21 protein-coding genes and 1 pseudogene are annotated in these 21,162 nt (G+C 60.4%); 7 read left to right on the top strand and 15 right to left on the bottom strand.

The window, feature by feature from the left end; genetic code table 11:
- Positions 1 to 37: 37 nt before the first annotated feature.
- Entirely contained in the window at positions 38 to 1,144 is a 1,107-nt protein-coding gene (locus ON753_RS11660) for a LysR substrate-binding domain-containing protein (protein ID WP_265962687.1), read from the top strand.
- Positions 1,145 to 1,155: 11 nt separating this feature from the next.
- Here the strand turns inward: ON753_RS11660 and ON753_RS11655 are convergent, their stop codons facing one another.
- From ON753_RS11655 to ON753_RS11640, 4 genes are all read right to left on the bottom strand, one after another.
- A complete protein-coding gene (locus ON753_RS11655; RefSeq protein WP_265962686.1) occupies positions 1,156 to 2,310 on the bottom strand; it encodes a trans-sulfuration enzyme family protein in 1,155 nt (384 codons plus the stop codon).
- 58 nt (positions 2,311 to 2,368) lie between these two features.
- A complete protein-coding gene (locus ON753_RS11650; RefSeq protein WP_265962685.1) occupies positions 2,369 to 3,196 on the bottom strand; it encodes an ABC transporter permease in 828 nt (275 codons plus the stop codon).
- Entirely contained in the window at positions 3,193 to 3,906 is a 714-nt protein-coding gene (locus ON753_RS11645; protein WP_265962684.1) for an ABC transporter permease, read from the bottom strand. The genes ON753_RS11650 and ON753_RS11645 overlap by 4 nt, the downstream gene beginning before the upstream one ends.
- A 131-nt stretch (positions 3,907 to 4,037) precedes the next feature.
- Positions 4,038 to 4,814: an ABC transporter substrate-binding protein gene (locus ON753_RS11640; RefSeq protein ID WP_265962683.1), complete on the bottom strand. Its 777-nt coding sequence runs from the start codon at positions 4,812 to 4,814 to the stop codon at positions 4,038 to 4,040.
- Positions 4,815 to 5,312: 498 nt separating this feature from the next.
- On the opposite strand from ON753_RS11640, the gene ON753_RS11635 reads away from it, so the two are divergent.
- A complete protein-coding gene (locus ON753_RS11635; RefSeq protein WP_265962682.1) occupies positions 5,313 to 5,960 on the top strand; it encodes a glutathione S-transferase family protein in 648 nt (215 codons plus the stop codon).
- Between the two features lie 67 nt (positions 5,961 to 6,027).
- Here ON753_RS11635 and ON753_RS11630 read toward each other — a convergent pair whose 3' ends face one another.
- Positions 6,028 to 6,954: a LysR family transcriptional regulator gene (locus ON753_RS11630; RefSeq protein ID WP_265962681.1), complete on the bottom strand. Its 927-nt coding sequence runs from the start codon at positions 6,952 to 6,954 to the stop codon at positions 6,028 to 6,030.
- 184 nt (positions 6,955 to 7,138) lie between these two features.
- On the opposite strand from ON753_RS11630, the gene ON753_RS11625 reads away from it, so the two are divergent.
- Positions 7,139 to 8,134, top strand: coding sequence for an MBL fold metallo-hydrolase (locus ON753_RS11625; RefSeq protein ID WP_265962679.1), 996 nt, complete (start codon positions 7,139 to 7,141; stop codon positions 8,132 to 8,134).
- 34 nt (positions 8,135 to 8,168) lie between these two features.
- Here ON753_RS11625 and ON753_RS11620 read toward each other — a convergent pair whose 3' ends face one another.
- The 8 genes and pseudogenes from ON753_RS11620 to ON753_RS11585 all read right to left on the bottom strand — a co-directional run bounded on the left by ON753_RS11620 (position 8,169) and on the right by ON753_RS11585 (position 13,952).
- On the bottom strand, positions 8,169 to 9,446 hold the full coding sequence (locus tag ON753_RS11620; protein ID WP_265962678.1) for a molybdopterin molybdotransferase MoeA: 1,278 nt from the start codon (positions 9,444 to 9,446) through the stop codon (positions 8,169 to 8,171).
- On the bottom strand, positions 9,443 to 9,964 hold the full coding sequence (mobB, locus tag ON753_RS11615; protein WP_265962676.1) for a molybdopterin-guanine dinucleotide biosynthesis protein B: 522 nt from the start codon (positions 9,962 to 9,964) through the stop codon (positions 9,443 to 9,445). Before mobB ends, ON753_RS11620 begins: the two co-directional genes overlap by 4 nt.
- The gene (mobA, locus tag ON753_RS11610; RefSeq protein WP_377046980.1) at positions 9,961 to 10,614 is read right to left on the bottom strand and encodes a molybdenum cofactor guanylyltransferase MobA; all 654 of its coding nucleotides are present in this window, start codon (positions 10,612 to 10,614) and stop codon (positions 9,961 to 9,963) included. The genes mobB and mobA overlap by 4 nt, the downstream gene beginning before the upstream one ends.
- Entirely contained in the window at positions 10,611 to 11,489 is an 879-nt protein-coding gene (gene fdhD, locus ON753_RS11605) for a formate dehydrogenase accessory sulfurtransferase FdhD (protein WP_265962675.1), read from the bottom strand. The genes mobA and fdhD overlap by 4 nt, the downstream gene beginning before the upstream one ends.
- Positions 11,490 to 11,612: 123 nt before the next feature.
- Positions 11,613 to 11,864 (bottom strand): annotated as a pseudogene (locus tag ON753_RS11600) (benzoate/H(+) symporter BenE family transporter); the annotation flags it as partial.
- Between the two features lie 122 nt (positions 11,865 to 11,986).
- On the bottom strand, positions 11,987 to 12,445 hold the full coding sequence (locus ON753_RS11595) for a BLUF domain-containing protein (protein WP_265962674.1): 459 nt from the start codon (positions 12,443 to 12,445) through the stop codon (positions 11,987 to 11,989).
- A 203-nt stretch (positions 12,446 to 12,648) separates the two neighbouring features.
- Positions 12,649 to 13,239 carry a GNAT family N-acetyltransferase gene (locus ON753_RS11590; protein ID WP_265962673.1) on the bottom strand — a complete coding sequence of 197 codons (591 nt, stop codon included), beginning with the start codon at positions 13,237 to 13,239 and terminating at the stop codon, positions 12,649 to 12,651.
- A gap of 32 nt (positions 13,240 to 13,271) precedes the next feature.
- A complete protein-coding gene (locus ON753_RS11585; RefSeq protein WP_265962672.1) occupies positions 13,272 to 13,952 on the bottom strand; it encodes an SDR family oxidoreductase in 681 nt (226 codons plus the stop codon).
- A 423-nt stretch (positions 13,953 to 14,375) separates the two neighbouring features.
- Between ON753_RS11585 and ON753_RS11580 the strand changes: the two genes are divergently transcribed.
- Together ON753_RS11580 and ON753_RS11575 are read left to right on the top strand one after the other, a co-directional pair.
- On the top strand, positions 14,376 to 15,524 hold the full coding sequence (locus ON753_RS11580) for an Mrp/NBP35 family ATP-binding protein (RefSeq protein ID WP_265962671.1): 1,149 nt from the start codon (positions 14,376 to 14,378) through the stop codon (positions 15,522 to 15,524).
- 225 nt (positions 15,525 to 15,749) lie between these two features.
- Positions 15,750 to 16,988, top strand: coding sequence for a multidrug effflux MFS transporter (locus ON753_RS11575; protein WP_265962670.1), 1,239 nt, complete (start codon positions 15,750 to 15,752; stop codon positions 16,986 to 16,988).
- Positions 16,989 to 17,080: 92 nt separating this feature from the next.
- On the opposite strand, the gene moaA is transcribed toward ON753_RS11575, so the two are convergent.
- Positions 17,081 to 18,070, bottom strand: coding sequence for a GTP 3',8-cyclase MoaA (moaA, locus tag ON753_RS11570; RefSeq protein WP_265967133.1), 990 nt, complete (start codon positions 18,068 to 18,070; stop codon positions 17,081 to 17,083).
- Between the two features lie 309 nt (positions 18,071 to 18,379).
- Here moaA and ON753_RS11565 point away from each other — a divergent pair, with 309 nt between their 5' ends.
- Both ON753_RS11565 and ON753_RS11560 read left to right on the top strand, forming a co-directional pair.
- The gene (locus ON753_RS11565; RefSeq protein WP_265962669.1) at positions 18,380 to 19,816 is read left to right on the top strand and encodes a cryptochrome/photolyase family protein; all 1,437 of its coding nucleotides are present in this window, start codon (positions 18,380 to 18,382) and stop codon (positions 19,814 to 19,816) included.
- Positions 19,817 to 19,881: 65 nt separating this feature from the next.
- Positions 19,882 to 20,244, top strand: a complete 363-nt coding sequence (locus ON753_RS11560) for a gamma-butyrobetaine hydroxylase family protein (RefSeq protein ID WP_265962668.1) — start codon at positions 19,882 to 19,884, stop codon at positions 20,242 to 20,244.
- 74 nt (positions 20,245 to 20,318) lie between these two features.
- Here the strand turns inward: ON753_RS11560 and ON753_RS11555 are convergent, their stop codons facing one another.
- Positions 20,319 to 20,912 (bottom strand): L,D-transpeptidase, encoded by a 594-nt coding sequence (locus tag ON753_RS11555; protein ID WP_265962667.1) that lies wholly within the window; start codon positions 20,910 to 20,912, stop codon positions 20,319 to 20,321.
- Positions 20,913 to 21,162 lie beyond the last annotated feature (250 nt).

The following is a 21,162-nucleotide window of genomic DNA, read 5'->3' as shown; positions in this document are numbered from 1 at the left end:
CTCAAATCCAGTAGGGCCCGCGCAACCACAGGCGCGAATGCCGTTCGCGCTTCGCGCTTCCGGCATCCTGATGGCGCTGCGTGCGCGGTTCAGTCCGGGAGTTAACGGAAGAGCGGGTTGCTTCCAGGAAGCTACGTGCGTAAATATCAAACATGGCCTTACATCCCTTGCTGGTGTGTCTGAAGGGAATGTGGCCGATAGTCGGGCAAAATGCCAGTCAGGAAGATTTTCAAACTGTAAGGTGAAGTTACATATGGATTGGCGCTCTATTCCATCCCTGACGAGTTTGAAGACGTTTTCTGCCGTGGCGGAAACGAAAAGCCTGTCCGCGGCCGGGCGTGAGCTGAATGTCACTCATGCGGCGGTCAGCCAGCAGGTCAGGAGCCTGGAGAAATTCCTCGGGCTTCAATTGGTCGTGCGGGAGGGGCGAGGGATAGCGCTCACACCGGAAGGTGAGCAGCTCTTCGAGGGGGTAAGTGACGGGTTTGAGAAGATCCGTGAAACGATTGACGGGCTTTTGCAGGAAGACACGGCCCGCCCGCTGAATATTACCACGACACCCTCCTTTGCCATCAGCTGGCTGATGCCGCGCATCAGCGACTTCCGGCACAAACATCCGGATATCGAGCTGATGCTCAACCCGACTGCGGAAGTTGTCGAGCTGAAGCCGGGCGGCGTCGATCTCGCAGTTCGATTCGGCAAAGGGAACTGGCCGGGTCTGGAATCGGAGCTCCTGGTTCCCACAAACTTCGCCGTTGTCGGGGCGAGCTGCCTGATCGGAGACCGCGTCATCGAGAAACCGGAAGATCTTCTGGAGTTTCCCTGGCTCCAGGAATACGGCACCAATGAACTGACGATCTGGATGGAACAGCAGGGAGTGTTTCCGACAGGGAAACTGAGCACGATCCACTTGCCCGGCTACATGGTTCTGGAGGGGCTGCGCCGAGGCGACGGCATATCGGCAACCGCGAAAGTGTTCATCGAGCCGGACATCGAAGCCGGCAACATGAGGGTCCTTTTCGAGGACGGCGTGTCGCCTGGAACCGGGTATCACCTGGTGACGCGGCCGGGCGTCAAACGCCCGCCCCTGAAAGCCTTTATGTCTTGGTTGCGCGCCCTGAGGGCCGAGCAGGCCGACGCCTGACGACCGGCAGATCAGAGTGCCTGGTCGAGATCCGCAATCAGATCGTCGATATGCTCGATGCCGACGGAAAGCCTGAGCAGATTGTCCGGGATGCCTGAGTCGGGGCCCTCGATCGTCTGGCGATGCTCGACAAGACTTTCCGTGCCGCCGAGGGAAGTGGCCCGTTGGAAGAGGTCAAGGGCTCCTACAGACTTGAGGGCCGCGTCCTTGCCACCTTTGAAAAGCACCGACAAAACCGAGCCGAAGCCCCCGGTCATCTGGCTCTTGGCCAACTCATGCTGCGGATGGCTGGCAAGTCCCGGATAGAGCACGGCCTCGATTTCCGGGTGTTTCTCCAGGTGCCGTGCAAGCGCCATCGCATTCTCGTTCATGCGTTCCACGCGCAAGGCCAGCGTTCTGAGACCGCGCAGCAGCAGCCACGCCTCGAACGAGCCGAGGACAGCTCCCGCCATTTTGCGCTCCTCTGTCAGGAAGGCCCAGGCTTCGCTGGCAGCGTCATTGGCCGTGACGACACCGCCGAGAAGGTCCGAATGCCCGTTGAGAGCCTTGGTGGCCGAATGCATCACCAGATCCGCCCCCAGGGACAGAGGCTTCAGGATCAGGGGCGTTGCAGCCGTCGCGTCGACGCAGAGCAGGGCGCCCGCCTGCCTGCAATGCGCGGAAATATTTGCGATGTCGGCGACCTTCAAAAACGGGTTGCTCGGCACTTCGAGCCAGACGAGATCCGGCTTCGTCACGGATATCTCATCGTGAAAGGCCTGCAGATCACTGGCGTCCGCTTCCACCAGCGCGACCTTGTTGCGTGCGCAGTGTTTGCGCAAAAACAGCGTCGTGCCCCAGTAGATGCCGGATTGCGCCAGGAGTGTCCCGCCCGGTCTGACCAGCCGGGCAACTGCGGCAATGGCGGCCATGCCGGAGGCGAAAAGCCGGCTGTCGGCACCACCCTCCAATGCGGCGATCAGCTTTTCGGTCCTGGAAAAGAGCTCGTTGTTGTCGCGGCTGTAGATATGACCCGGCTTGATGAGCTCATAGGCCTCGTCGCGCACGAAGGTCGTCGCCGTCTGGATTGGCGGAACGACGGCGCCGGTTTCCGGGTCGTGACCTCCGCCGCCATGGGCAAGAAGACTGTCCAGGTGGAGGCGGTGATCGTTGGGCGTGTTCGGCATGGCACATCATCCGTTTAGGCTTGGCGGCGGGGAGGAATGTTAAGGAAGCAGTGACGGCTCAGCGTATCAGATGGCGGGTCAGACGCATTTCGATGCGGTCCCAGACACGGCGCAGCGTTTCCACGACCACAAGATACAGGACCGCGGCCCAGATATAGGCCTGGAAATCGTAGGAGCGGGAATAGGCCCGCCGGGTTTCGCCCATCAGATCGTATATCGTGACAATGGACACGATGGCGGATCCCTTGATCATCAAGATGATCTCATTGCCATATGGCCGGAGTGCAACCATCAGTGCCTGCGGAAGGATGATCCTGAAGAAAATAACCGGCCTGGAGAGGCCGAGCGCCTCAGCTCCTTCCCATTGCCCCTTCGGCACGTTGAGCACAGCTCCCCGCAGGATTTCTGCCTGATAGGCGGCTGTATTCAGCGAGAAAGCGAATATCACGCAATACCAGGCTTCCCGGAAAAACGCCCACAGGCCGATCGCTTCGAGTTCTTCCCCGAACGACCCGGCGCCATAGTAGATCAGGAAGGTTTGTGCCAGGAGCGGGGTTCCACGGAAGAAATAGACGTAAGCATAGGCCGGAGCCGACAATATCTTCCATTTGGAGCTGCGCGCAATTGCGATCGGCACACTGATCAGTGCGCCGATCAAAAGTGAGAGCCCGACGATCTGCAGCGTGACGATGAAGCCGCTGACATAGGTCGGCCAATACTTTTGAACGAACGGGCTCGCGATGTTGGTGCCGAGATAATAGACCAGAAACACTCCGGAAACGATCCAGAGCGCCATCAGAACGTGACCCAGAATGCGGGCGTTGTTCCACATGCGCGGCGGCGTGGGCGGGCGCTTCATGCTTGTTTCGGGACTTGCGGCAATCATCGCGCGGCATCTCCCTGTTTGGACCAGCGTTCAATGCGGACGAGACCTGCGGACGAAATCATCGCCAACACCAGATAGATCAGGCAGGCAACGCCGAAAAACAGGAAGGGTTCTTTGGTTACCCTGGCAGCAATGCCGGCTTGTCGTACCAAATCGGCAAGCCCGATCACCGAAACCAGGGACGTCTCTTTCAAGAGGATCAGCCAAAGATTTCCGAGTGCGGGGAGGGCGAGACGAATCAACTGCGGCAGGATCACGAGCGACATGGTCTGGTAGCGTGAGAGACCGAGTGCAAATCCGCCTTCGAACTGGCCGTAGGGAATGCCGCGGAAAGCTGAGAGAAAGGCCTCGGATGCGTAGGAGGAGAACACCAGTGCAAGGGCGACCATGCCCGCCGCAAAGGAGTTGACCTCGACATAGGCGTCGATGCCAATGAACGTCATCCCCTTCTGGATTGCGATCTGCACGCCGAAATAGACCAGGAACAGTGTCAGCAGTTCAGGCAGGCCGCGAAAGATTGTCGTGTAGATATTGGCGGCGAGTTTCAGGCTTGGTTCGGACGAGTTCTTTCCCAGTGCAATCACAAAACCGAGCACCAGTCCGAAAGGCAGAGTGGCGATTGCCAGCGAGATCGTCACCAAAACGCCGAGCGCGATCTCATCGCCCCAGCCCAGGTCGCCGAAGGATAGCAGCGTCAGAGCTTCATTCATAAGCCGGCGCTTCTTTCTTGCTTGTCGTTTGTGTTTCGGCCGCCCCTACGGCCGTGAACTGGGTCTTCCCCAATGCAAAGCGCGGCACACAGGAGGTGCCGCGCTCGTCATCCGGTCAGCCGGCGGTCAGATCAGCCGCCATAAACGTCGAACGTGAAGTACTTGTCGTTGATTTCCTTGTACTTTCCGTTCGCCAGAATGGCGTCGATCGCCTCGTTGAACTTCTCTTTCAGGTCAGTGTCGTCCTTGCGGATGGCAATACCCGCGCCTTCACCGTTGATGACCGGGTCCGGAGTAAGGGTACCGAGCAGCTTGCAGCAAGCGCCGTCTTCCGACGCCAGCCAGTCCGACAGCACCACGACGTCATCGATGACGGCATCAATACGGCCGCTGGCCACGTCCAGCTTGTACTCATCCGGTGTCGGATAGAGCTTCAGGTCGGCCGAGGGCAGCTTCTCTTCAGCGTAGTTCGAATGCGTGGTGGACGACTGCGCGCCCAGAGTGACACCCTCCAGGTCCTTATCGGAAGTACCGGCCAGCTTGGAGTCCTTCGGCACGGCGATGGCCGGCGGGGTGTTGTAATACTTGTTGGTGAAATCGACCTTCTGCTTGCGCTCCTCCGTGATCGACATGGAAGCGATCACCGCGTCGAACTTGCCGGCCTGCAGAGCCGGGATCATCCCGTCCCAGTCTTGAGTGACGAAGTCGCACTCGACCTTCATCTCTTCACAAAGTGCATTGGCGATGTCGATGTCGAAACCAACCAGCTGACCGTCAGCGGTCAGGGAATTGAAAGGAGGATAAGCGCCTTCGGTGCCGATCCGCACTTTGGTCCATTCTTTCGCCTCCGCGCCGCCAAGAGCAGCCATTACTGCAACAGCGGCCGCAGCCATACGCAAACCACGCATATTGAGTTCCCCTCACATTTTTCTTCGCGGCGCATGCGGGTTCCTCCCGCCTTTTGCCCGATGGCCCTATTCCATACACTTCAGTTCAAATTTCAAGCATGGCACCGAAAAAAACACAGTGTTGTCTGCTCGTTTTCTATTTTGACGAGCATTCCGGAACGTAATGCTTCAATGAAAGTGCGGGGCCTTGTCCTCGCAGGAAGTGGAAATGGGCTCTCCGACAGTGCAGGGGCGGCACACTTCTGGACCGTCTTGGCGAAGGTGGCGCCAGATCCGTTTGACGGGCAACGGGATCAAGAATCCCATTCTTCGTTCGGAGCCTTAAGTGCGACGGAAACGGGTTGAGAACGTTGCCGGCCAACGATAAGGGTTCCTGATCTATTCCATGAACTTATTGAATTTGATGATTGCGCTCTGTCGCCATAAGAAGCTGTAGCGTCGCGGAACTTTCCTTTCCGGGCAGCAGGCAATTGGAGACGGTGGCAACAGGAGATCGTGATGGCGGCTTTCGAGCTTTATATCGGCAACAAGAACTATTCGTCCTGGTCTTTCCGGCCCTGGATCGCCCTCAAGCACAAGGATATTCCGTTCACGGAACACCTGGTGCCGTTCGATTTCGAGAACGGCAACCCGGAATTCGCCGCCTTTTCGCCGAGCATGAAGGTTCCGGTGCTGACAGACGGAGATCTGACGGTCTGGGACAGTCTGGCGATCCTGGAATATGCGGCCGAGGTTTATCCCGACAAAAACCTGTGGCCTCGGGATCGTGCCGCGCGCGCAAGAGCAAGGTGCATTTCAGCCGAAATGCATTCCGGTTTTTCGGCACTGCGCGGCGCCTGCCCGATGAACATGCGCCGGCCGATCGAGAAGCTTGCCGTTGGCGATGCCGTCAGGGCAGATGTCGCCCGGATTGTCCGGATCTGGACCGAGTGCCTGGAAGCGTCCGGCGGGCCTTTCCTGTTCGGTGACTTCACCATAGCCGATGCCATGTTTGCACCGGTCGTCAGCCGCTTCGCGACCTATCACCTGTCCGAGGATCGCATCGTCCGCCGCTATTCGGACACGCTGACCTCAACACCCGCATGGCGGGTCTGGGAGGCGGAAGCGCTGAAGGAAACCTGGATCGTGGAAGTGGACGAGATCTGATCGCCGTCCGGTTCCGCCTGCATTCCGTGGAAAGCAGGGTGATCCAGCTTACTCCAACGCAGCCGGGTCACTCCGCCGCTTCCGGAAGATCGATATAGAACGCGCCTTCTTCCTCGAAGAAACCGTGCAGGGCGTCGACGAAGCGTCGGACTTTCAACGGAATGAACCGATTGGACGGATACACCGCGTGTACGGGGTGGAGCGGGTACTGCCACTCCGGCAGCACCAGTTCCAGTTCGCCCGATGTCAGGTGAGGGGCGACCAGCCATCGGTTCGCCAGACTGATGCCAAGGCCTGCGAGCGCCGCCTGGCGCAGGGTCGATGAATTGTTGACGATCATCGCGGGCTTTATCTTGACCGAAAGACTTTCGCCCTGCGCGTTGATCAGGGGGACATGGTCTCCGGTCGAGATATGCTTGTAGAGCAGGTAGTCATGATCGGCCAGGTCGCCGGGATGCCGTGGCCGACCGCGTCTGTTCAGGTAGTCCGGTGAGGCGATCAGGCAGCGCTGAGCGTGGCCGAGTTTGCGGACGATCAGGCGGTCGTCGTTGATTTCGCCCATCCGGATCGCAACGTCGAGCCGTTCCTGAATCACGTCCACGAAGAGATCGGACATGGAAACGTCCAGCAGGATGCCGGGATGTTCCTGTTTGAAACGGATCAGAAACCTGGACAGCACGGTTTCCGCAAAGCCGAGGGGCAGGCCGATCTTGAGAGGCCCGCACATTTGGGCTTCCTCGCTTTGAATCGCCCTGTCGGCTTCCGCGAGGCGCTCCAGAACGTCGCGCGCATAGGTGTAATAGCGCTCGCCGGCCTCGGTGAGACGAAGCTGGCGCGTCGTGCGGTTGAAAAGCCGCGTCCCGAGTTCATTCTCCAGGCTTCGCACCTGCTGGCTGACGGCGGGTTGGGAAATCCCGAGTTGCTTCGCGGCTGCCGAGAAGCTGCCAAGATTTACCGACTCAACAAAACCGGTAAGCGCACTGAGTTTATCCATCGGCCACTCCGGGTGGGACGTGAATCGGTGGGAATGGGCATTCATAATCCCTGCTTATGAGTTTTATAAGATTAGGACGGCTTCAAAATCAATTCGAATGAATCACTTTTAGAGCAGCCCCGGTCGGTCACTCCGGCCGGGCCTTGAGGTTTCATTGTTTTCAGGTCGAGCCCGGAGGCTATTCATGACCAATTCCAATATTTCGCTTTCCAGAAGGTCCCTGCTGGGAGCTGCTGGAGGAGCAGGGGCTCTTGCTGCGGCCGGGGGCATCACCTTTCTTGCCCCATCTGCACACGCGGCCGCACCGAAAGCCGGTGCTCCCATGGCCGGGGCGCTACGCTACAAGGTCGGCGACTTCGAAGTCACCGCGCTTCTGGACGGCTATCTCGATGTGACCCCGGACCTGGTCGTCGGTTATGACGAAGCCGAAGGCAAGCGCATGCGCGAGGAAGCCCTGATCGAGGGCGAGGCATTGCGGATCCCGGTCAACGCCTATCTCGTCAACACGGGAGACCGATTGATCCTGGTGGATGCCGGCACCTCGGATGCCCTTGGCCCGACAATGGGCCGCCTGCCGTCCGCACTGGCGGCTGCAGGGGTTTCGGCCGACCAGGTCGATGCGCTCCTGATCACCCATATGCATCCGGACCATCTGTTCGGTGTCGTTGACGGTGAGGGCAAGCGGGTTTTTGCCAACGCCGAACTGATCCTGCCGGAGGTCGATCACGCCTTCTGGTACGATGATGCCGCGATGAATGCCGCGCCCGAACAGTTCAAGCCCTTCTTCGCCGGCGCCCGCAGGGCAGCCGAGGCATATAAAGGCAGTCAAACGCTCCATTCGGGCGACAAGGAAATCGTTCCCGGCATCCATACCATGGCATTGCCCGGCCACACGCCGGGTCACAGTGGTTATGTGCTGGACAGCAACGGAGAAACGCTGATCATTTCCGGCGACATCGTTCACATGGCGGTTTACCAGTTCGAAAAGCCGGAGTGGGGCATCGGTTTCGACATTGATGCCCAGAAGGCGGCCGAAACGCGCAGGAAATTCCTCGACCAGGCTGCAACCGACAAGGTTCTGTTTGCAGGCGCGCATGTCCCGTTCCCGGGCATGGGGCGCGTGGTCAAGGAAGGCGAGGGATATCGCTTTGTAGCCGCCGGCTGGCCATACGCCTATTGAGACTGAGGAACGATAGCCCGGGGGATTCTCCGGGCTATCGGATACCGAAACCGGAAAAGGGCAGGAAGCGCACCGGTTCGCCTCTTCTGATTGCCGTCACCTCTTCCGGGATTTCAATCAGCCCGTCGGCCTCCCGCAGTCCCGTGATCAGGCCGGACCCGTCGCGCATGAATTTGTGAACGACGGTCGCGCCGGTTTCGTCCGTTCCAAGATACCCGCGGTAAAATTCGCGGCGGTCCGGCTTTTTCGTCGGGACGTCGAAGGCCGCCGGTACCTCGAAGCCCTGCGGTTCGCAAAAGCCGCTTCCAGCCAGAAGACTGATCACCGGGCGTACGTAAAGCAGAAAACAGACCATAGCCGCGACAGGGTTGCCCGGAAGCCCCAGAAACGCGGAGGCGCCGATATTGCCGAACATCATCGGGCGACCGGGTTTGATCGCCAGTTGCCACATGTGGCGCTTGCCGAGCGTGTCCAGTGCCTTGAGGATGTGATCCTCATCGCCGCGGCTGGCTCCGCCGGTCGTCAGCACGACATCGCAACGGCTTGCCGCGTCCTTCAAGGTCACCTCGACCAGGGCCGCATCGTCCTTCAGGATGCCGAAGTCTTCGATTTCAACGGGAAGAGCCGCGCATAATCCGCGCAGCAGAAAGTGGTTGGAATCATAGACATCGCCGAGGTTCATGAGGTCACCGGGACGGCGAAGTTCGTCCCCCGTGGAAACCAGCCCCACCTTCAGCTTGCGGTACACGTCGATTCTGGCCCGTCCGGTTGAGGCGATCGCGGCCAGGTCTTGCGGACGCAGGCAATGTCCCGCACTCAACACGGCCGCACCTTCGGCGACATCTTCACCGGCCTTCCGGCAGTTGGCGCCTATCTTGAGACCCTGCGGCACAATGACGAAGTCATGGCCGTCCTGCTGGTGGGTTTCGCAGTCTTCCTGCATGGCCACGGTGTCGGCGCCGGGTGGCATGACGGCGCCGGTGAAGATCCGTGCCGCGGCCCAGGGAGCGAGTGCGATATCCGTTGCATGACCCGCCGCGATCCGTTGCTGCAGTCGGAAAAAGCCGCCGGTCGTCTCAAAGTCGGCGTGGCGGAAAGCGTAGCCGTCGACCGCCGAATTGTCCGCCAGCGGAACGTTGCGCGGTGCCGTGATGTCTTCCGCGAGAATGCGTTCCAGCGCGTCTGCCAGGGAGACTGTTTCCCGGCTTGCGACGGGTGACAGGCGGTCTTTCAGGATCGCCAGCGCCTCGTCGTGGCGCAGCCTGTCCTTGTCATGCAGAAAGCAGTCGTCAAGAAGTGTCTTGTCGGTCATGAGCCCGGTCCCTTCAGGTCCAGGTGGGCCTGAATGAAATCCGCCATCGCCGCGACGTCGTTCAGATCGAAGACCGGCAGTGTCTCCTCCGGCAAGCTGTGATCCGCCGCAACGGCCAGAATATTCGGATCTGACGCGGCGAGGGAACCGCGGTCGCTCGTCTCCTCGCGCCGGGTTTCGATCTTTGGATGGTTCTCGCGCTTGTATCCCTCGATCAGAATCAGGTCGCAGGGCGCAAGACGGCCGAGAATGGCCTCCAGGGGCGGTTCTTCCTCGCCTCTGAGTTCATGCATCAGGGCCCAACGGCGCCCCGAAACCAGTGCGACTTCGTTCGCGCCGGCGAGCCTGTGGCGGTAACTGTCCGCGCCGGGTTTGTCGATATCGAAATTGTGGTGGGCGTGCTTCACAGTCGAGACCTTGAAACCGCGTGAGGTGAATTCGCTGACCAGACGGGTCACGAGCTGGGTCTTGCCGGAATTCTTCCAGCCGGTAATGGCAAAGACGGGTGTATCGATCATGTGGTGCTGTGGCTCAGTGCTTCTCGGACCGTCGTCAGGTCTTCTGGTTTGTTGGCATTGAAAAACGGGTCCAGCCCGGTCTCCGGATCGATATCGAAGGAGACCTCCACACTGTCGTGACGGTCGACAAAGGCAAGCACCTTGCCGCTTTGCCCGGTGTTCAGCCAGTCATGGAGATCCTGGCGCAAGGAAACCGGCCAGAGGGCGAAAACCGGATGCAGCTTGGCGGAAGACGAGGCGAGGGCGATGACCGGTTCACTCAAGGGCACCGAGGCGCACATGCGCTTGACCAGGCCGACCGGGAAAAACGGCGTGTCTCCGGCAACCGACACGACATGCGTGATATCCGGCCGGTTTTCCGCGGCATAAGTCAGTCCCGCCAGAACACCGGCAAGGGGACCGGCATAGTCGCCCACCGGATCGGCAACGACGGGCAGTCCGAACCGGGCAAACCGCTGCGGGTCGCCATTGGCATTCAGGACGATGTCCGCAACCTGGTGCTTCAGCCGGTCGACGACCATGGCCAGCATGGTCGTGCCGCCCAGGTCCAGAAGGCTCTTGTCGCCGCCTCCCATCCGCCTCGACTGACCTCCCGCCAGGACACAGCCCAGCATACGGTCTTCGGTCAAACTTGCGCGCGTCGCACTCATGCCGCCGGCACACTCCCTTTGCGTTTCGCCTTTTCAGGTTCGTCGTCCACCTGACCCGGCTCGGTGTCGAACTCGATCCGCTCTTCTCCGGCCAGGGCGATGAAGCGCTTGCCGCGCGCACGGCCGATCAGCGTCAGACCGGCCTGGCGGGCAAGCTCAACGCCCCACGCAGTAAAGCCGGAGCGGGATACGAGAATGGGAATTCCCATCATCACCGTCTTGATGACCATTTCCGAGGTGAGGCGGCCGGTCGTATAGAAGATCTTGTCGTGCGCCGGAATATTGTTCAGCACCATCCAGCCGGCGATCTTGTCGACGGCATTGTGCCGGCCGACATCCTCCATGTAGACCAGCGCGCTGTTTTCCTGGCACAGCACGCAACCGTGAATCGCGCCGGCCTCCAGATATAGCGAGGGCGTCGTATTGATCGTCCTCGTCAGTTCATAGAGCCACGACGTCTTGAGTTTTCCGTCCTTGGGTAGGGCGATCGTTTCGAACCCCTCCATGACATCGCCGAAGACGGTACCCTGGGCGCAGCCGGATGTGCGCACCTTCTTCTTTAGCTTCTCCTCGAAGTTGGTCTCCCGCTCGGTGCGGACCACCACCACTTCCAGGTCGTCATCATAGTCGATACCGGTGATGACGTCGTCGTCCGCGAGCATGTGCTGGTTCTTCAGATACCCGACGGCCAGCAGGTCCGGGTGGTCGCCGATGGTCATCATCGTGACCACTTCCTGCGAATTCAGGTAGAGCGTCAGCGGTTTTTCGGTCACCACCCTGGTTTCGACCGTCTCCCCGTTCTGATCGATACCGGTCACCGACGTGGAAAGCCCTGGGGCAAGAGGATCCGGTTTCAGCAGATATGCGCCTGTCACGGCCGCGCGACTCCAATGGGTTCGTTTATAGACAGACTATGGGAGGCAGTTGGACCAGAGCAAGGTTTAACCGACGCATAACCGAGATTCTCCGTCCTGAAGCATCCACTGTCGGACGCGCACTCATTCTTGTGTCGCAGCGCGCGCGCTCGTGAGCGCCATGAAGGCGCCGCCCGCCAGAAGGCCCCAGAGCGCTCCGGATACGCCGAAAAAGCTGACGCCGGAGGCGGTCACCGCAAACGTGATGATGGCGCTGTCGCGGGTCTGTGCGGATCTTGTTGCCTCGCCGATGGAAAACGCAAAGGCACCTAGCAGCGCAAGTCCCGCGACCGCCTCGATGAGGATGGATGGAGTGGCTGCGGCCGCCCGGCGGACATGTGCGCTCCCTTTAAAGTGGCGCACACACTATCTGCGTCTCCGGCAGGGTGACTGTGGCAAAGAAGTCACAGTCATGGGCAAATATGCTGACGGATGGTCCGGAGGAAAGTCGGCCCGTGTCAGATCATCAGCATGTCGTTCGTCAGACGACCTTCTTGCAGTTCGGCTGCGAAATGGCCGAATGCCAGATAAGCTTCTTCCCGGGTCACTTCGCCCGGATGGTCCAGAAGCGGCCGCAGCACCGGGTGCTGCGAGGCGGCGACGCCATCGGTCAGGTCGCGGAAGAACATCAGTGAATTCGGGAACAGCCTGAAGTCCGCCGGTTCGTGAATGATGCCCTCGATCGCATGGAGGCGCGGATCGTTCATCACGCAATAGACGGAATCCAGAACCTGACCCGGCTGGCCTTCCAGAACCTGGATGACGTGCTGGTCGACCAGCAGCAACGCGCCGGTGACACCCGCCTTGCGGTTGATGCGGCGGATACGCAGGAGCGTATTGTCAATTTCATCGGGCAGGGGCAGGCGGAGTTTGCCCCATTCAATCTTGCTTCGATAGCAGGCGCGATACAGTTCCATAGCGGGTCCATCCTTATGCCGATCAAACCAGCGTGCGCCCCAAATCCTCACAATTGCTTAAAATTGAGGTCAAATTGAAAGAACAACCAACAGGGTTACGGGAAGGTTGCTTTGACCCTTGAAAAACTGTGCCTTCCCACTGTGTTGGCGCAGCGGGAAAACTGTGTAAAAGAGCGCAGGCTGACCTCCGCGCGGACAGGCGCTCAGCGGTCGGCCGCGAGCTTGAAATCCAGTCCCGCCCGGACCGCTGGCCATTCGTGCGGCAGAATCGAATAGACCGCCGTATCCCGGAGCGATCCGTCGGCAAGGCGTTGGTGAGATCGCAGGATTCCATCCAGCTTGGCGCCGAGGCGCTCGATCGCGGCACGGCTCTGGCGGTTCATGACGTGGGTGCGGAATTCTACCGCAATGCAATCAACCTCCTCGAAGGCGTGGGCCAGGAGCATGCGCTTGCATTCGGTGTTCACAAGTGTCCGCTGCACGGCCTTGCGGTACCAGGTCGAGCCGATTTCAACGCGTTTATTGGCCGCATCGATGTTCATGTAGGTGGTCATGCCGACGGCCTTGCCACTGGGTGTCAGCACGGCAAAGGCAAGCATGGAGCCTTGCTCCTGCAATCCGAGACGCCGGTCGATTTCCGCCGGAACCGTCTCGGGCTTCGGGACGGATGTATACCAGAGCTTCCAGAGGTCGCCCTCGGCCGCCGCTTCGGCAAGGTTTGCGGCATGCATCCGGGAGAGCGGGGCAAGTGTGGCGTGAGTGCCGGTCAGCGTGACGGGAAGCGGCCAGCTCATGGGGTCAGCTCCATTCGGTGGTGGGCAGGAGGTTAAAACGGGCGTTCCTCGCCCGTCCATTTGAAGAACCTGCCGGTGTCGGCGAGCGTCAGGTTTTCGGCAATTTTCAGAATGCCTGCAGCAACGTCAATGGGCGAGTTGTCCGCAGCCGGTCCGCCCATGTCGGTCTTCACCCAGCCCGGATCAATCAGCACAACGGGAATGCCTTCGGGCTCCAGAGCGGTTGCCAGTCCCTGCATGACCTTGTTCACCGCCGCTTTCGATGCTCGATAGGCGAGGGTGTCCGGCTTGCGGTAGCCCATCCAGGACATCTGGCTGGAAACCGTCACGATCCTGCCGGAGCCGGCGCGTCGCAGATGGGGCAGGAAAGCCTGCGAGACGGCAAGCGGTGCGAGCGTGTTCACCGCCAGGGTTTCCGCGAAGCCGTCGAAATCCATGTCGAGTGGCATCTGGCGGGCAGGCCCGATCACGCCTGCATTGTTGACCAGGAGGTCGATGCCGTCCGTCAACCCGGACGCGGCTTGCCGCACTGCCGGATGGTCCGTGACGTCGAAGACCAATGGCCGGTAGCCCTCACCGAGTTTGCCGGCTGTCTCCCGCGCGTCCCGTTCAGAGCGCACCGAACCATAGACCGTCCAACCCGTCGCGAGGGCCTGGCGCGCAAGTTCAAATCCAATCCCGCGATTCGCCGCGGTGATGAGGCAGGTCGGCATGAAACGTCCTGTGATTGTCCGCCAGCGTGCGAACTGATTGGCAATTCCTGCAAGAGTAAATCTTGCGCGGCCCGGTGCAACCCAAACATTGTTCCTGTCCGCAAACGGGAACAATCGTCTTTCTCGGGGGCGGAGGTATGCGGTGCAAAGGGCCTGTAGCGGCGGAGCCTTCCATCATGGCCGGCGGCAACTGGTTGACATACCGGGCGCGATTTTCCACCTAACCTGCATATCGGCGGTTCGGCCGTTCCGTCTTCTGTCAAATAGTGGGCTTGTGTCTGAACATGTTCAGATTAAGACTGCGGCCGGCCACTGCAGCATTTTGACAGATTGTCTTAGGGTCGGTGCCTCTTACATTCCGGAACATGGGCGCGAACCCAATCCGGCGCGTTGAGCGGGTGCCGGCAATCAACGGGAAGCATTATGAACGACACCATCAAATCCGCGGTTATGGAAAGCCTCAAGCAGATCAAGGGGCCGGACCTGGAAGGCGATATCGTCTCCTTGGGTCTGGTTTCGGATGTCTTTGTGTCCGACGGCCGTGTGGCGTTCTCCATTACCGTTCCCGCCGAACGGGCACAGGAGCTTGAACCCTTGCGCCAGGCGGCGGAAAAGGTGGTGCGGCAGGTCGAGGGCGTCGAAACCGCGATGGTCGCCCTGACGGCGGAACGCACGCCGGGCGCCGCACGCGCGGCCGCCCCGAAACCGGCCCCCCGCCAGCCGCAGCCTCAGCGCGCCGCGGAGGAAACGGCGCCTGCAAAACCCGGTGTGCCGGGCATCAAACACATCATCGCCGTCGCTTCGGGCAAAGGCGGCGTCGGCAAGTCAACCACCACCGCGAACCTGGCGCTTGGCCTGGCTGCCCACGGCCTTAAGGTCGGTGTGCTGGATGCCGATATCTACGGTCCCTCGGTGCCGCGCCTGTTCAACGTCTCCGGCCGCCCGGAGCCTTTGTCCGGCAGGGTTCTGAAGCCGCTGGAAGGCTACGGCGTCAAGGTGATGTCGATGGGCTTCATGGTCGAAGAGGAAACCCCGATGATCTGGCGCGGCCCGATGGTTATCTCGGCCCTGACCCAGATGCTGCGCGAAGTCGCCTGGGGCGAGCTCGATGTCCTCGTGGTGGACATGCCCCCGGGAACCGGCGACGCCCAGTTGACTATGGCACAGCAGGTGCCGCTCGCCGGGGCGGTGATCGTGTCCACGCCTCAGGACCTGGCACTTATCGACGCGCGCAAGGGGCTCAACATGTTCAAGCGGGTCGATGTGCCGGTGCTCGGGATCGTCGAGAACATGAGCTACTTCCTGTGCCCCGACTGCGGCGGGCGGCACGACATCTTCGGGCATGGCGGTGCGCGTGCGGAGGCGGAACGTCTCGGCGTGCCGTTCCTTGGCGAGATCCCGCTGACGATGAAGATCCGTGAGACCTCCGACGCGGGCACCCCGGTCGTGGTTTCTGATCCGGAAGGGGCGATCGCCGGCGTCTACAAGGACATCGCCGCAAAAGTCTACGCAGGCATTGAAAAAGCGGCAGCGTCGAGCGAACGGGTTGCGCCGAAGATTGTCTTCGACTGAGCGTTCCTGAATCCCGTTAGGCAACGAACATACACTTTTGGCTTCTAAGTCAGACTTATAGATTGCCGCAAGGGAACTGGAATCATGCTGGAAAGTCATGCGTGAAAAGCTTGAGATATCTGCGCTTTGTCTTTTTCACGGCCGGATCACGCAGGGCAGGTACCTTTGGAACAACAACACCGGTGTCCGGTGTTTTTTAAATAAACCAAAGGTTCCCCCAAGGGCATGACAGCCGGACACTCGCAATCCACCGGCATCCAGAAAAAGCCGTCCATTGCGGTCCTGATCGCGATTTCCGCGATCAGTCCGCTGGCCATGCAGATCTACCTGCCTTCGCTGGCCGGGATGATGGTTGTCTTTTCGGCAACCGCCGGCGAGATCCAGCTTTCCATGTCCGCCTTCTTTGTCGCCATAGCAGTCTCTCAACTCTTCTGGGGGCCGTTATCGGACCAGTTTGGACGTCGGCCGGTGATCATCGTCGGAATGGCGCTGTTCGTGATCGGCAGCCTGTTGTGCCTGGTGGCACCGACGATCGAAGCCCTGATTGCTGCGCGTGTCATCCAGGCGGCGGGCGGCTGTACCGGGGTCGTGATCGGACGTGCGATCGTCAGGGACCTTCATGGCCCCTCGCAGGCTGCAAGCATGATCGGTTTCGTCACCATGGGAATGGCCGTCATGCCGACGATCGCACCCGCCATGGGCGGCGTTCTGGATCAGTTCTACGGCTGGCAGGGCGGCTTCGTTCTCATGCTGATCTTCGGTGTCGGTGTCCTGTGGGCGAGCATTCGCCACCTGCCCGAAACCCATACTGAACGCAGTTCCGTGGGCGCAAGGCAGGTCCTGAGATCCTACATGGCGCTGTTCAGCCAGCCGCTATACTGGAGCTACGCGCTGACGGCCGCTTTCTCCGCGCTCGCCTATTTCGCCTATCTCGGCGGAGCGCCGTTCATCGCTGCGGAACTGCTGTCGTTGAGTGCTGCCGAGATGGGGTTCTTTTTCATGTTTGTTGCCCTCGGCTACATCGCCGGAAATTTCCTCTCCGGCAAATTCGCCGAACGGATCGGCATGTTCCCGATGATCCTGGCCGGAACGCTGACAGGTGTCTGCGCCGTCTCGCTCCTTGCAGGTTCTGCCTCACTCGGGCTTCTCACGCCCCTGGGCCTTTTCCTGCCGATGTTCGTGCTCGGTCTCGGCAACGGCATCTGCCTGCCAAGCGCCCTGGCCGGGGCGGTCAGTGTCCGGCCCGACTTGGCGGGGGCGGCCTCCGGCCTGACGGCATCCCTTCAGGTTGGAACCGGTGCGCTGGCGGGAACGGCGGTCGCCTGGCTGTACGCCGACAGCTTTCTGGCAGGATCGCCCTGGGGCATGATCCTGATCATGGCCATGGGAATGAGCCTCAGCCTGCTGGCGGCTCTCTCGATCAGGCGTGTTTCGGGAAGCGAAGAGGCCGTCCCGGCCGAGTAGGGCTCGTCTGCCTGAGGAGGGCCAGGTGCTTGCCCATCGATCCGCGGTCGGCCGCGGACCGGCGGTGCATTCGGCGCAAGGCTTCTGCCGGATCAGCCGCCCGTTACGCTCATATGCCGCGACACGGCAGGCTGCTTTGTATTGCGGTCGATGACGAAATCGTGGCCCTTCGGCTTGCGGCCGATGGCTTCATCGATGGCGCTGTTGAGCAGGTCGTTGCCCTCCGAGGCGCGAAGCGGGGCGCGCAGGTCGGCCATGTCGTTCTGTCCAAGGCACATGTAGAGTTGGCCGGTGCAGGTGACGCGCACCCGGTTGCAGCTTTCGCAGAAGTTATGGGTCAGCGGCGTGATGAGGCCGAGCCGCCCGCCTGTCTCTTCAACTTCGACATAGCGCGCCGGACCACCCGTCTTGTAGGGAATATCCGTGAGCGTGAACTCTTCCGCCAGTCGGCTACGCACCGTGGAAAGCGGCAGATACTGGTCCGTGCGGTCGCCGTCGATTTCACCGAGCGGCATGGTCTCGATCAGCGTCAGATCGTAGCCATGCTCGTGGCACCACCGCAGCATCGAGACGATCTCGTGCTCGTTGACATCTTTCAGTGCGACCATGTTGATCTTGATCTGAAGGCCGGCTTCCGTGGCGGCGCGGATGCCGTCCATCACCTTGCCAAGATCACCCCAACGGGTGACGGCCTTGAATTTCTGCGGGTCGAGCGTGTCGATCGAGACGTTGATCCGCCGCACACCGTAGTCGTAAAGCTCTCCGGCAAAGCGGGAGAGCTGCGAGCCGTTGGTGGTCAGTGTCAACTCTTCGAGAGCACCGCTGTCGAGGTGCCGTCCGAGGCTGCGGATCAGGCTCATGATGTTCTTGCGCACCAGCGGCTCCCCGCCCGTCAGACGCAGCTTTCGAACGCCCTTTTCAACAAAGGCGGTGCACAGCCGGTCTAGCTCTTCCAGGCTCAGGATCTCGCGTTTGGGCAAGAAGGTCATGTCCTCCGCCATGCAGTAGACACAGCGGAAATCGCAGCGGTCCGTTACGGAGACACGCAAATAGGTGACTGCGCGTCCGAATGGGTCGATCATCGGGGCAGGGGAAGCTGATGCGTCGGATACAGCCGTTGCTGGCACCAAAATCTTGCCGTCTGTCACGAACCACTCTCCCTTGCTTTCTTGGTATTCTGATCATATGGCGCCTGAATGGGCAATATCAAATGGTGACTGACCGGTTATGTCGGATTATCGCCTGGTGCCTCTCGTCCAGGTAAACTTGTCAGTGTATTTTTGTCAATGCCCGCGGCTTCGGCGCTGTCTGCGTCATTGCGCGCACCCCGGGAGCCTGATCAAATCGCCGAACCTGACCTATTTTCCCTGTGGCGACAATAAAGGGACAACATGACGACACTTGTCTGGTTTCGCCAGGATCTGCGTACCGGCGACAATCCCGCATTCCATCAAGCGGCGATGCAGGGGCCGGTTCTCCCGGTCTTCATACTGGAGGACCCTTCCCAGTCCGGCGAGACCCATCCGCTTGGGCGAGCCAGCCGATGGTGGCTCCACCACAGCCTTGCCGCCCTCAAGGCTGCCGTGCCGGGGCTGGTTCTCCTTCGCGGCAGCGCACGCCATCTGATCCCGCATCTTGCAGCGAAAATCGGGGCAAAAGCCGTCTTCTGGAACCGCTGCTACGAACCCCATGCCATAGAGCGCGATAGTGACATCAAGAGCGCGCTCACGTCGAGCGGGGTTAATGCAAGGAGCTTCAAGGCCTCCTTGCTCCATGAGCCCTGGGAACTGCAAACCGGATCGGGTGGTCCCTACAAGGTCTATTCGCCGTTCTGGAAGGCCGCTCGTCAGCGGGAAGTCGCAGCGCCGCTGCCCGCACCCGGCAACGTGGAGATCCAAGCCTATGACCACGGCAAGGTCCTGGATGATCTGGGGCTGTTGCCGAAACGGCCGAATTGGGCCGGCGGATGGGAACGTATATGGCAGCCGGGCGAGGAGGGCGCGCGCAAGCGGTTGCACACTTTCCTCGATGAGGGCCTTGATGGCTATTCCTCGTTGCGCGACCGGCCGGATCTGGCGAACGTGTCGCGGCTGTCACCCCACCTGCATTTTGGCGAGATTTCGCCGCGGCAGGTCTGGCACGAAGTCTGTGAGCGCATGGCCGCAGAGGTCAGGCTCGCGGACGATGGCACGAAACTTCTCGCAGAAATTGCCTGGCGGGAATTCTCCCAGCATCTGCTTTACGATTTCCCGAAACTGCCTGAGGACAACTGGCGCCCGGCCTTCGATGCGTATCCCTGGCGCGAAAGCACGGAGGACCTGGCCCGCTGGCAACAGGGACAGACCGGCTATCCGATGGTCGATGCCGGCATGCGTGAACTCTGGCAGACCGGGTACATGCACAACAGGGTGCGTATGATCACGGCGAGTTTTCTGGTCAAGCACCTTCGCCTGCACTGGCGTCACGGCGAGGCCTGGTTCCGCGACACGCTTGTCGATGCCGATCTCGCCAACAATTCCGCCAACTGGCAATGGGTCGCCGGATCCGGCGCCGACGCGGCGCCGTATTTCCGCATATTCAGCCCGATCACCCAGGGCCGGAAGTTCGACCCCGAGGGTCACTATATACGCCGCTGGGTGCCCGAATTGAGAGACTTGGGCACGGCGCACCTGTTTGCGCCGTTCGAAGCACCGCAGGACGCGTTGCAGCAGGCGGGCGTCGAATTGGACAGAAACTATCCTTTGCCGATGGTCGATCATGCGAAGGCACGCCAGGCCGCGCTTGATGGTTATGAGGCCGTGAAACGGGCGGGACAAAACGCGGCTTGACGGAAGGCTCCGTGCCGCTATCGTCCGCGCCAGACAGCTGATTGCTCAGCCAAAAGGATCCGCACATGAGCGAACAATCCGGCCACTGGCCGACGGAATTGCGTGTCTCTGAAGACAAGAGGACGCTCACGATCGCGTTCGACAACGGCGAACGGCATGAATTGTCGGCCGAATATCTGCGCGTCTGCTCGCCGTCGGCGGAAGTGAAGGGGCACAATCCCTCGCAAAAACAAACGGTTCCGGGAAAGCGTAACGTCGGGATCATGAAGATCGAACCGGTGGGCAACTACGCCGTCCGGATCCATTTCGACGACATGCACAATTCCGGTATCTTCACATGGTCCTACTTTCTGGACCTTGGCCGGGACAGGGAAAAGCACTGGGGCGGATATCTGAAGGAGCTTGGGGAAAAAGGCCTGAGCCGGTAGCCCGATCCCTGCAGCCGGAAACGAAAAGCCGGGCACAATGGCCCGGCTTGCGGCAGATTTCCGACGATGTGCGCTTACCGTTTGACAACAACCGTAGCGCCGACCGAAACGTTCTCGTAAAGATGGATCACGTCTTCGTTGGCAAGGCGGATGCACCCGGAGGAAACGGCCGATCCGATCGTCCATGGCTGATTGGTGCCGTGAATGCGATAAAGCGTCGAGCCGATGTAGAGCGCACGGGCGCCAAGCGGGTTGTTCGGGCCGCCCGGCATATGAGCCGGCAGGATGCGTCCCTGAGCGCGTTCGCGGGCGCGCATTTGCGGCGGCGGGGTCCAGCCCGGCCACTCGGCCTTGCGTGTGATCCGGTGAGTGCCTGCCCACTGGAATCCCTCTTTGCCGACGCCGACGCCATATTTCATGGCCTTGCCGCCCGGCAGTACGTGATAGAGACGGCGCTCGGTCGTATCGATGATGATCGTGCCCGGTTTGTAGTTGCCGTCATACCTGATACGCTGGCGCTTGACCGGCGACGGTCCGCCCGGGTGGTACTTCGGTGTTACCCAGGTGTTGGTGCTGTGGTCGAAAAAGCCATAGCGCGGTGCAGCCTGCGCGGTGAGCGCGAAGGCACCCACAATCACTGCAATCATAACAAATAAAAGTCTGTTCATTCAGATCCCCCATCAGCGCCGGACAAATGCCACGAAAGTGCTTAGTCACAGAAGGTAACGGTACGAAAACGTTCTTGCTTACCGGTTAATAATCGTGGCCCAAAATGGATGCAAAAGAAATCTCACATTGCCGTGAGCCTGCCGGACTTCGCGCATTTGTGTGCTGATATTGCAACGGAGGTTTCTCGATCTTGCATATTCAGGGCATCTTTTCTGTCATAAATGCCAATAATATTGACCAGGACGGGTT

The sequence above is a fragment of the Roseibium salinum genome (genome assembly GCF_026240905.1).
GTDB lineage: Bacteria > Pseudomonadota > Alphaproteobacteria > Rhizobiales > Stappiaceae > Roseibium > Roseibium salinum.
Note: the sequence above shows the minus strand (reverse complement) of the source record. Positions and strands in the feature narration are given on the sequence as shown.

Coding starts and splice junctions, on each gene's coding strand:
- ON753_RS11660 (WP_265962687.1), top strand. CDS start 38: ATGCCGTTCGCGCTTCGCGCTTCCGGCATCCTGATGGCGCTGCGTGCG.
- ON753_RS11655 (WP_265962686.1), bottom strand. CDS start 2,310: ATGCCGAACACGCCCAACGATCACCGCCTCCACCTGGACAGTCTTCTT.
- ON753_RS11650 (WP_265962685.1), bottom strand. CDS start 3,196: ATGATTGCCGCAAGTCCCGAAACAAGCATGAAGCGCCCGCCCACGCCG.
- ON753_RS11645 (WP_265962684.1), bottom strand. CDS start 3,906: ATGAATGAAGCTCTGACGCTGCTATCCTTCGGCGACCTGGGCTGGGGC.
- ON753_RS11640 (WP_265962683.1), bottom strand. CDS start 4,814: ATGCGTGGTTTGCGTATGGCTGCGGCCGCTGTTGCAGTAATGGCTGCT.
- ON753_RS11635 (WP_265962682.1), top strand. CDS start 5,313: ATGGCGGCTTTCGAGCTTTATATCGGCAACAAGAACTATTCGTCCTGG.
- ON753_RS11630 (WP_265962681.1), bottom strand. CDS start 6,954: ATGGATAAACTCAGTGCGCTTACCGGTTTTGTTGAGTCGGTAAATCTT.
- ON753_RS11625 (WP_265962679.1), top strand. CDS start 7,139: ATGACCAATTCCAATATTTCGCTTTCCAGAAGGTCCCTGCTGGGAGCT.
- ON753_RS11620 (WP_265962678.1), bottom strand. CDS start 9,446: ATGACCGACAAGACACTTCTTGACGACTGCTTTCTGCATGACAAGGAC.
- mobB (WP_265962676.1), bottom strand. CDS start 9,964: ATGATCGATACACCCGTCTTTGCCATTACCGGCTGGAAGAATTCCGGC.
- mobA (WP_377046980.1), bottom strand. CDS start 10,614: ATGAGTGCGACGCGCGCAAGTTTGACCGAAGACCGTATGCTGGGCTGT.
- ON753_RS11595 (WP_265962674.1), bottom strand. CDS start 12,445: ATGGAACTGTATCGCGCCTGCTATCGAAGCAAGATTGAATGGGGCAAA.
- ON753_RS11590 (WP_265962673.1), bottom strand. CDS start 13,239: ATGAGCTGGCCGCTTCCCGTCACGCTGACCGGCACTCACGCCACACTT.
- ON753_RS11585 (WP_265962672.1), bottom strand. CDS start 13,952: ATGCCGACCTGCCTCATCACCGCGGCGAATCGCGGGATTGGATTTGAA.
- ON753_RS11580 (WP_265962671.1), top strand. CDS start 14,376: ATGAACGACACCATCAAATCCGCGGTTATGGAAAGCCTCAAGCAGATC.
- ON753_RS11575 (WP_265962670.1), top strand. CDS start 15,750: ATGACAGCCGGACACTCGCAATCCACCGGCATCCAGAAAAAGCCGTCC.
- moaA (WP_265967133.1), bottom strand. CDS start 18,070: ATGATCGACCCATTCGGACGCGCAGTCACCTATTTGCGTGTCTCCGTA.
- ON753_RS11565 (WP_265962669.1), top strand. CDS start 18,380: ATGACGACACTTGTCTGGTTTCGCCAGGATCTGCGTACCGGCGACAAT.
- ON753_RS11560 (WP_265962668.1), top strand. CDS start 19,882: ATGAGCGAACAATCCGGCCACTGGCCGACGGAATTGCGTGTCTCTGAA.
- ON753_RS11555 (WP_265962667.1), bottom strand. CDS start 20,912: ATGAACAGACTTTTATTTGTTATGATTGCAGTGATTGTGGGTGCCTTC.